Annotated in this window: 7 protein-coding genes; 4 read left to right on the plus strand and 3 right to left on the minus strand. The window is 43.2% G+C overall.

Features of this window, described 5'->3' with window-relative positions:
• On the plus strand, window positions 1-1,265 hold a 1,265-nt coding region (locus BLS65_RS02085; protein WP_170829970.1), incomplete at its 5' end, for an MBG domain-containing protein.
• A gap of 71 nt (window positions 1,266-1,336) precedes the next feature.
• Window positions 1,337-2,908 carry an OmpA family protein gene (locus BLS65_RS02090; protein WP_092435087.1) on the plus strand — a complete coding sequence of 524 codons (1,572 nt, stop codon included), beginning with the start codon at window positions 1,337-1,339 and terminating at the stop codon, window positions 2,906-2,908.
• Window positions 2,909-3,307: 399 nt separating this feature from the next.
• On the opposite strand, the gene BLS65_RS02095 is transcribed toward BLS65_RS02090, so the two are convergent.
• The gene (locus tag BLS65_RS02095; protein WP_092435090.1) at window positions 3,308-4,678 is read right to left on the minus strand and encodes a sigma-54-dependent transcriptional regulator; all 1,371 of its coding nucleotides are present in this window, start codon (window positions 4,676-4,678) and stop codon (window positions 3,308-3,310) included.
• Between the two features lie 376 nt (window positions 4,679-5,054).
• Here BLS65_RS02095 and BLS65_RS02100 point away from each other — a divergent pair, with 376 nt between their 5' ends.
• Together BLS65_RS02100 and BLS65_RS02105 are read left to right on the plus strand one after the other, a co-directional pair.
• Window positions 5,055-7,445 (plus strand): ABC transporter permease, encoded by a 2,391-nt coding sequence (locus BLS65_RS02100; protein ID WP_125869738.1) that lies wholly within the window; start codon window positions 5,055-5,057, stop codon window positions 7,443-7,445.
• Window positions 7,446-7,554: 109 nt separating this feature from the next.
• Window positions 7,555-8,625, plus strand: a complete 1,071-nt coding sequence (locus BLS65_RS02105; protein WP_092435096.1) for a DUF5700 domain-containing putative Zn-dependent protease — start codon at window positions 7,555-7,557, stop codon at window positions 8,623-8,625.
• Between the two features lie 113 nt (window positions 8,626-8,738).
• On the opposite strand, the gene BLS65_RS02110 is transcribed toward BLS65_RS02105, so the two are convergent.
• Window positions 8,739-9,677, minus strand: a complete 939-nt coding sequence (locus tag BLS65_RS02110) for a TerC family protein (protein WP_092435099.1) — start codon at window positions 9,675-9,677, stop codon at window positions 8,739-8,741.
• Between the two features lie 31 nt (window positions 9,678-9,708).
• Window positions 9,709-10,368: a YqaA family protein gene (locus BLS65_RS02115; RefSeq protein ID WP_212590486.1), complete on the minus strand. Its 660-nt coding sequence runs from the start codon at window positions 10,366-10,368 to the stop codon at window positions 9,709-9,711.
• Window positions 10,369-10,409 lie beyond the last annotated feature (41 nt).

Genomic DNA, 10,409 nt, shown 5'->3' on the forward strand with positions numbered 1-10,409 from the left:
CCGACCCTGCGTTAACATACCAAATAACCAGCGGATCATTGGTTGGTGCGGATGCTTTCAGCGGTTCGTTAAACAGAATTTTGGGCGAAGACGTTGGAGCATATGCAATCCAACAAGGCACGGTTGCATTGAATTCGAACTACAACTTGGCTTATGTGGGTTCCATTATGACTATTACTCCCGGGGAAATTCCCGTAGTTACCTTTCCAACATTAGTGAGCAATTCGCCCATACATATAAACTCTGCCATAGGGATATCTTTTAGCAAAGCGGTAGAAATGACGTTCGCTAGCATTACGGATGCTGTTATCCTGCGCGAAGGCGATGCCAATGGTGTCGCTGTGGCGTTTACTTCGCCCGACATTACATCGGGTAGCTTGTTGCAGCTTACCATTACGGCAGGGTTTAAATGTGGCATATCGTACTATATTGCTGTTAAAGCAGGCTCATTTAGTGATGCTTCTGGCAGTGAAGTAATACTTACCGCAAAAACATTTAGTACCGATGCTTTTCCTTCAAAACCAGTGATTACGGCCGAAAATGGCAAGACATCACTTTGTCCTAACGGTTTTCTGTCTATTACCGATTATGACAATTCACTTGCATATCAATGGCATTTGGGTGGCAATGCCATATACGGAGAAACCACCAGCCAATACCAGATACCCACAAATGGCGAGGGCAATTATTCGGTGAAGGTAATAAATGATGCTACTGGCTGCCAAGTTACATCGGATACCTATGTAGCCCAATTGTATACAGTGGTTCCCCCTGTTGTCTTCGAAAAGAAAGACCAGGGCTTATTGTCGTTGCTCATAGTGGATAACTCGGCCAAAACCTATATGAGTTATTTATGGACTATGGCCGATGGTAGCAATATGCCTACGGATATCGAAAGTAACCAGCAATTTCTGAAACTAACGGGTGCTAGTTTAGCCGGGCAATACATGGTGCAAATAACCGATATCAATGGATGCCAGGCACAATCAGGTAATTTAGTGGCTACGGCAGGCACAGCCTCTGCAATGGTTTACCCAACCGTCACCAGCGGTACGTTTAGTGTAAACCTTATTCACCCTGATAATGGTATGCTAACCGTAAAAATCTATAGTACGAGTGGGTTAGCATTAAAACAGTATCAATTCAACAAATCTACCCAGTCTGCCACATTTGAGGTTAGTGCGAATGGCTTGATTACCGGCCAGTATCTGGTGGAAATTAGCATGAATGGCTTTAGAAATATGCAACGGATTGTGAAGAATTGATCGTCTTTGTGCCTTATTATTAACAAGTATGTATTAATGGCAAATTTTTTTGCCTGCTAAAATAAACACTAGTGAAACAAATTGTTATTTGCCTATTGGTTTTATTTCTTGCTTCCGGTTTTGAAGTTTTAAACGGACAAGAAAACAATATTTCCTCTTTCGACAGCTCCTCAAATTGGAAACTAAGCGTACATCTCTCGCCAATGCTCACACAGCTTAAAAGCGATACGTATAGCAGCGAGGAAAAAGGCCGTTTCGGGTTTAGCGGTGGCGTCGATCTTGCGTATTACTTCAAAAACACGGGTAAGCTAAAGATGGGGTTATCGCTCGGAGCCAATTACAGCATTTACAACTCACAGCGCAGCCTGGCTTATAACGACTCTGCTTGGACAACCGATGCGGCTGGCGACTTGGTGCATGTTTTTGAACAAGGGAATATTACAGAAAAGCAAAAGGTAGCCTACTTATCCATGCCCCTACAGTTGCGTTTCGATTATTCTTTGTCGAAGCGGTTTGTTGTTTATGCCAACGTTGGTTATTTTCTTTCTTTTGTAATGTCCAGCGAGTATGAGTCTAACGTTATGTTGTCTCGGCAGGGATATTACCCCCGATTTAATGTATTGATAAACAATGTAGACGTAGATGGTTCGCAATATTTCTATCCAACAAACAAATCGTTATCCGATAAAGAATCGCTGAAACTTACAAGCAGCAGTGGCATTATTGCCTCTCTTGGGGTCAAATACAAAATGTCACCTAGGTGGGCATTGTTTGGTGGGTTTAAAACCTGCTTGGGTTTAACGAATAGCTCGGCATATAATGCAAGCAATACCATGGTAGTTGCCAATGCCAACCGAACATTGAATACCCTCATGGGCAGGGGCGATAAGATAAATGCAAACGCCTATGGAATGGAGTTTGGTGTTACCATTAATCTTGGTAGCGGCCGAAAACGTTCACAAGCAACACTCGTTAACACGGTAACGCCCAACGTTATTCCTGTTTCAACAATAAATAAACCGGAGCCATCACCAATTAGTAAGGATACCTTAACGATACCAGTAGTAACCAACGATTCGGTACAAAAATCGAAAGCAGTAGTGGTTCAAACGGATACTATTAAGCCTATACCCGTGATTGAAGGTAAAGATGATATAGCTAACGTGCCCGAACCCATAGAACTAGGTTTTACCAATGGAAATAAAGAAATCGTAAATCATCCCGTAAATTACAACCCTCAAAGGGTTTACTCGCTTGCAGAGGTTAATTGGTTAATGCAGCAGGGCGTTTCTATTAAAAAGAAATTAACCATACTGCAACGAATCGAGTTCGAGTTTAATACCGATAAGCTTACCCAGAATTCGAAACTATACCTCGATCAATTAGTCGAATTTATGCATTTACAGCCCGATTGCGTTGCAAAAATAGCCGGTTATACCGATAATGAAGGAAACGAAGAGTTTAACCAAGCACTGTCCGAAAAACGAGCCGATTCTGTTCAGCAATATCTTGTATCCAATGGTGTTGCTAAAAGCCGCCTTTCATCGGTTGGTTATGGAACCAACAATCCTATAGACACCAACGATACGCCTGAAGGAAGGGAGAAGAATAGGCGGGTGGAGTTTGAGATAGGTTGGAAATGATAGCATCTTAAAACAATACAGCACATACGTTAGTACAGAGGCAGTCGTAGCCATCCTCATACTCTCCCTTTTCGGAGTATCGGTTCCCCATGCTTCGGCATGGGGTTTCCTTTTGTTTACTCTGCTGGTTTAAAGGAGATGTGGGCATTGTTCTTGCCTCGCTTTTTTTGTGAAGGTTGGAAGGTGGCTAGGCCGGGCGCAACTACTGCGCAGCGATATACTAGTCGCATCCTGACTTTTCGTAAACTAATTTTTTTCAGAAGAAATTTTTTGAAAAGAGACAGAATTAGCAACCTCTGTGTTCTCTGTGTCTCTGTGGTTATTTTTTCATTGCCTTATTGTCTTCGTAGTTCTTTTTTTTCATTGGCATATTGCCCAATTGTCGTATTGTCACATTAATTATAATCCATACTTCTCAATCTTTCTATAGATCGTTTGTCGTCCAATGTTTAACTCCTTTGCCACTTTGGAGATGTTTCCCTTGTGGCGTTTAATTGAAGCCTCAATAAGTATTCGCTCTGCATCGTCGAGGCTGAGAGGCGAGGAGCCCAGCTCAATTTTGGGTTGCGAGCTATGGCTAAAGAACTCCTCTGGTTCTAGGCAATCTCCTTCGCACATTATCACCGCCCGTTCCATGGCGTGCTTTAGCTCCCGCACGTTGCCGGGCCATTTGTATTCCAGAATCTTCTCTGCCGCTTTACTGCTTAGCGTAAGCTTCGATTTATCGTATTTATCGGCAAACTGCTTGAGGTAATGTTTTGCAATAAGTAGAATATCGCTTCCCCTATCGCGGAGCGGAGGAAGGTCTATTTCAATGGTATTTATGCGGTAGAGGAGATCTTCCCGAAATGATCCCTCCTTCACTAACTCTTTAATGTTTTTGTTGGTAGCGCAAAGGAGGCGGATGTCCACGGCTATAGGTTTGCTTGCACCCAAGGGGGTGATCTCCCGGTTCTGAATGGCGGTGAGTAGCTTTGCCTGCATTGGCAGCGAGAGGTTTCCAATTTCGTCGAGGAAGAGCGTTCCGCCCGAAGCGGTTTGGAACCGTCCGGCTCTATCCTCCTTGGCATCGGTAAAGGCACCCTTGGTGTGGCCAAACAGCTCGCTTTCGAACAGCGTTTCGCTAATGGAGCCAAGGTCTACGGAGAGAAATATCTTGTTGGCACGATCGGACAGGCGATGGATTTCGCGTGCAACCAGCTCCTTTCCGGTTCCATTTTCACCAAGAATCAGAATGCTGGCATCGGTCTTGGCCACTTTTTGTATGCTTTTGAATACCGCTTCCATGGACGGAGATTTGCCAAGGAATTCACCCAAGGTTGACGAGAAGTCTTGCTGAAGTTGTAGCTGCTGTTGCTTTACCTCTTTAAGTTCGCGCTTGGCCTTACGCAGCGCAAGGCCGCTTTGGATGGTGGCCAGCAGCTTTTGGTTGTCCCACGGTTTTAGCACAAAGTCGGTGGCGCCCTCCTTCATGGCGTTTACGGCCAGTTCCACATCGCCGTAGGCCGTAATCAGAACAACAACCATTTGAGGGTCGGCTTTGAGGATTTCTCGCATCCAGAAAATCCCCTCATTGCCGCTGTTGATGCCAGCGGTGAAGTTCATATCGAGCAGTACAAGGTCTATTCTCTCCTCCCTTAGCAGCGAGGGAATCTGGTTGGGATTGCTGCAGGTAATTACCTTATCAATCTTACGTTTTAGGAAGAGTTCCAGCGAGCTTAGCACGCTCTTGTTATCGTCGACTATGAGGATGGTATCTTGCTTGTCCATGTGAATTGAGCAGTATAATACTATTTTGTGTATGAGCAGAAGTTATACAGAAGTTAAACTGTAGTTAGACGGAATCTGCATAAAGTAATGATGGGTTACATGTTATTGTAAAATTGCTTCACATAATTATCAATCTCTGTGTTCTCAGTGCCTCCGTGTTTCTTTTCATTGTCTTATTGACTCATTGAGAATTGGCACATTGGCACATTGTCTCATTGCCTCATTGTCTCGGTAAATATAGCTCCCTTGTCTCATTCTAGCACATACGGTGGATGATTTCGGAACATCTTTCGAGATTAAGTTAACCAAACCTTTATCTAATAGTTAGATTATCAGCAGTAATCTTCTTTCGGTATAACTATTGAAATACTTTAGTTTGAAAAAGGAAGAAATATACTTTAATACTAGAAGCATGATACTCACCAACCTTAAAATTGCCTACCGCAACCTCATCAGGAGCAAGGGCTACAGCTTTATCAACATCTTTGGTTTAGCATTTGGAATGGCGGTTACCATTCTATTGCTGCTATGGGTTAGCTTCGAGTTGAGCTGGGATAAGTTCTACCCAAATACCAATAATCTTTACCAGGTAGTTTGTCGCCAAACGTGGGATGGTGCAAAGCACCCAATGCCCAACCTTCCAGGGCCACTTATTGATGTGCTCAAGGAGAAGTATCCGGAGGTAAAAATGGCGGCAAATGTTAATACTTGGGGGCAGTCGGTTTTGAAGAAGTGTGATGGATTTGAGCAGAATATTCACATCAACCATGTTGATCCAAACTTTCTGAAACTCTTTTCTATTAAGCTGCTACGTGGCGATGCTACTACAGCCTTAAATGATCCCAGATCCATTGTGCTTTCCGAAAAGATGGCTAAGGTGATGTTTGAGAATGATGATCCAATAGGTAAGATTCTTACTATCGACAATAAAACAGCGCTAAAGGTTACCGGGATTATGGAAAACCCAGCGGAGAATACCATTCTTAAGTTTTCGTGCCTTGTACCGTTTGAATTGCTACGAATGGATAATGAAGGCTTAAGAACCTCTTGGGGAAACCATAGTTACTTTGGCTTTGCCGAGGTCAACGAAGGTGTCAACGTTGATTCTCTTAACAAGAAGTTAAACAACTTTTTTGTTAATCATGTAGAAAAGACAGATTCATTGCGTTCGCTTTTCCTTTTCCCAGTATCGAAGGTGCATCTTTATTTTTTTGATGGCTCCGAGAAAGTCATGAAGCAAGTGAAGTTGTTTTCCATCATAGCCATCTTCATTTTGCTCATTGCGTGCTTCAACTTTATGAACCTTTCCACGGCACGTGCAGCCAAGCGAGCAAAGGAGATTGGGCTAAAGAAAACGGTTGGAGCATCGCGTGGTCGTTTGATTGCACAGTTTATGGGCGAATCGCTGTTAGTAACCTTTATATCGATGAATTTTGCGCTAATATTTGCCAAGCTGCTATTGCCTTACTTTAACTCAATGATGGATCGTAACCTTCAGTTCGACTACTCTAGTGTGCAGTTCTGGTTACTCATCGTTGGTGTTACGTTGGTTACAGGTATTCTATCTGGTGCATATCCTGCCTTTTACCTCACCAAGTTCCGACCCATTAATGTGCTAAAAGGGAATACATCCAGAGGAAAGGGTGGCGCCCGGTTTCGTGAGGTGTTGGTTGTGCTGCAATATTCCCTCTCCATTGCCTTGGTAGTGTGTACGCTGGTTGTAAGTCTCCAAATACGGTATTTACAAAAGATGGATATGGGAATGGATATTCATAATGTTGTTTCTGTCCCATTAACTGGAACTTTTCGTGAAAAGCATGATGTTATTCGCCAGCAATTACTGGAGGACCCTTCTATTCAGTCTGTTTCCTATGGCGCTCATATGCCTTGTAACGTATACTATAATGGTTGGGGAAATGAGTGGGAGGGAAAGGATCCAAACTATAATCCGCTTGTGAGCTATACAATAGGTGACTATAATTTTCTAAAGACCTTTAAGATTCAAATGGCAGAGGGACGCTATTTTTCGGAAGAGTTTGAAAAGTCCGATTCAACTGCCATTGTGATCAACCAAACATTTGCCAAAATGGTATCGAAGGGATCGGTTATTGGTATGATTATTAAAAATAATGGTACGAATTATCATATTGTTGGGGTTGTTAAGGATTTTAACTTTACCCATATTAGTAATAAGATAGGTCCGCTCATGATGTATAGTTCAGGAGGATCGTTGGACTATATGTTTGTTCGGGTTAATCCCAACAATAAGGGCAAGGCGAATGCTACTATCCAGCGAGTTTGCAGCCTTAATAATCCTGATTTTCCAGTAAACAGCATTTTTGTTGACGACTACCTTAGCTATATGTATAAAGGCGACCAGAAATCCATGACCATCCTTCTATACTTCTCAGTGTTGGCCTTAATTATCTCTTCGCTAGGGCTCATTGGATTGGCTTCATTCATGGCCGAGGAGCGCACTAAAGAAATTGGCGTTCGGAAGATTATGGGCGCATCGGTAACAAGCCTCGTTAGCCTCTTCTCCTACGATTTTACCAAGTGGGTGCTCCTATCAAATATCATTGCGCTGCCATTGGCTTGGTATTTTATGAAGGGGTGGCTTCAGGGTTTTGCCTATAGGATTCCAATGCCTTGGTGGGTTTTCGCTGCCGTTGCTGCATTTGTTTTTGTTATAGCCTTCCTTACGGTTTCCTACCAAAGCTATCGCGCAGCCAGTCAAAATCCGGTGATAAGCATTAAGTATGAGTAACCATGAAAGGCTTGCCTTACATGCCATCTACGCGTTTTTTTAGTTGGGAGATGCAGCCATTGGATAGTGGCTGCGTTTTTTTTCGCAGTAAATCCATTTAATCAGCTGTATGAAAACACGTATCTCGCTTATTCTCCTGCTAATGCTTTCCATGGGAGGAAACGCTCAGCCTCGCCTCATTCTGCATACCGAAGCCGTTGATTCCATGATGGTGTGGTTTGGCCGCGGAAATCCACACTATAGCGTTGAAAACCTTTGCACGCTTCCGGCACACCAGCTGGCAGGGGAAGCCTTACTCTCAAATATTCCCGATGCCATGTCCCTTCGGGCAGCATTGCTTTCCTTCAACCCTCGCGACACTATTGCGGGAGCCCAGTATGTTTTGCCATTGGCCTATAAGCAGCGCGATTCAATTGCTGCATTTATGAAAGCAATTAATAGTAGGGGTTTCTCTACCGAGGTTTATAATCGTATTGGCTCTTACTTTCCTGCTGGTTATACTTCGCCACGCAGCTATGAGGTGTATTTTACAACGGTGGGATGGGAGTGGGGCGATGCCATGTGTATCTCCTATACCATTAACAATGGCAAATACTCCATGGCTGAGAGTGGCACTCCTACTGTTTTATTCAATGTAACGAATGTTTGTATAACCTACGGGAATACTCTAAGGGAGCGGTTAACCACCTTTTCCAATGTTTTATCGCACGAACTTTTTCATGCCCAACTCGAAGATTTCAGGAAAACCCATTGGCAGGATATTGAGGGCGACTCTATCACCTACGAGGCGTTGCTAATCATTCTCAATGAGGGAGTCGCCCACTTTGTCGCCGATGGTGAGTTTATTGGCAAGCAATATCCTTCGCGTGAATTCATCCGCAACAATGAAATTATGGCCTTTGCTTTCATGGCTTCTAAGGCGGCCATTTTCTTCGATAAAAACCGGCCGCATGAGGAGCGATTAACGGCCATAAAGGAGGGAACCTATGGCAAGTATTGGTCGAAGTATATGTGCATTACGGGTCTGTTTATGGCCTATCATATTGAGCAACTTGAAGGGAGGGAGGCCCTTCAGGACTGTGTTAAGCAAGGGCCTGTCTCGTTTGTGAGGCGATATATGGCTCTTACCGAGCATAATGCTTCACTACCCAAGTTGCCAGGTCTATTTGCGGAGATTTAGGCGACGCTATTGCCGTCTATTTTCTCCTGTACTGTTATTAGGAGGGCATTTGGGTATAAAAAAAGAGCAGCAACAACCATCGGGTTATTGCTGATCTTCTAATTTTTGATGCATTACGATTTTAGCGATTCCAGCTCAACTTCTTTCTTCGGAAAAATATAGGAGAGTGCTATGGCAAGCGTCAGTATACCCATGATGGTAAATAGCGAATACATGATTGGTATTTTATACAAATCTACGATCAACATTTTGGCCCCAACAAATACAAGAATGGCCGACAGCCCATATTTCAGGTAGTGAAACATTTGGGTTATTCCGGATAGCGCAAAGTATAGCGCCCGTAATCCGAGGATGGCAAACACGTTGGAGGTGAAAATAATGAATGAATCGCTCGATATGGCCAAAATGGCCGGAATAGAGTCCACTGCAAAAATCAAGTCGGTAAACTCTACCACCAGCAGCACAATAAATAGGGGAGTAGCTACCGTCTTTGCATTTAGCTTTACAAAGAATTTGTCGCCGTGCATTTTCTCGCTTACAGGGAAGAGTCGCTTAAATAACCGCACCAGTGGGTTTTTATCGGGGGCAACGCTCTCGTCTTTCTGCAGCACCATTTTAACTCCGGTAAACACCAGGAACGCACCAAAAATGTAGATTATCCAGTGAAACTTCTGAATCAGCACTACTCCGGAAAAAATGAACATTGCTCGCATAATAAGGGCTCCAATTATTCCCCAAAACAGAACCTTGTGCTGATATTGTGGCTTAACATCGAAAAACGAGAAGAGCATGATAAACACAAAGAGGTTATCAACACTCAGCGACTTCTCTATTAGGTATCCGGCCAGAAATTCGAGCGCTTTTTCTTTCCCCATGAAGATGTAAACCCCATAGTTGAAAATCAGCGACAGGAGTATCCAAACCCCGGTCCATATAAGGGCTTCTTTTATCTTCACCTCGTGCGATTTGCGATGAAATATCCCCAAATCGATTACCAGCAAAAGAAGTATAAACGCAATAAATCCTATCCAAACGTATATGTCAACGATCATAAAAAATCTATTTGTAGTTAATGGTTCGAGGTTAAAAAATTTTGAAAATCACAAGAGCATACAGTCCAAAGCGCAGAAACCGGAATAGCGCCCACATAAGGTAGTGGCTAAATTTATATTGAATTAATCCGCATGCTAGGCTTACCACCGAGTGAGGCAGCGGCAGCATGGCCCCTACAACTACAAAAAAGCCACCCCACTTGCGTAAGTTTTTAATGTGGGTTGCAATTTTAGTTTCGAGGTAAAGCTTTACGGCGGGAATTCGCAGCATCGTCTTTCCTAGTGCATACGCTACAATACCACCTAAATACGAGAGGCTTGCAATAATGCTCAACAGCAACCACGGGACGGCCGATTTTGAACTCCATGCAATAAATATCTCCGGTGGCAACAGACCTAAAAAGGTTTCGGAGACAAAGAATACAAACAGGATTACCTTAGGCGAGTAGCTCACTACTAGCTGGTTTAGCAATCCGTTTATATCAATAAAAAAGATTTCGAGGAAAACCAATAGTGCTACCAATCCCACTATTGTTAAGCCGCCTTTAATGGCCATCTCTTTTAAGAACGGGTAGAACTTGGTGATTCTATAGTAGCGGTTTATGGCTACTACTTTTTTATACTTAATCATACTTAATTCAATAGTTCGGTAAGATTTATGCCGCAATTTTACCGTAATCCAACAAATCATTGACGATTTTTTTATTTTTTGCGGTGTTTGGGTTTATTGCA

It is taken from the genome of Williamwhitmania taraxaci, assembly GCF_900096565.1.
GTDB lineage: Bacteria > Bacteroidota > Bacteroidia > Bacteroidales > Williamwhitmaniaceae > Williamwhitmania > Williamwhitmania taraxaci.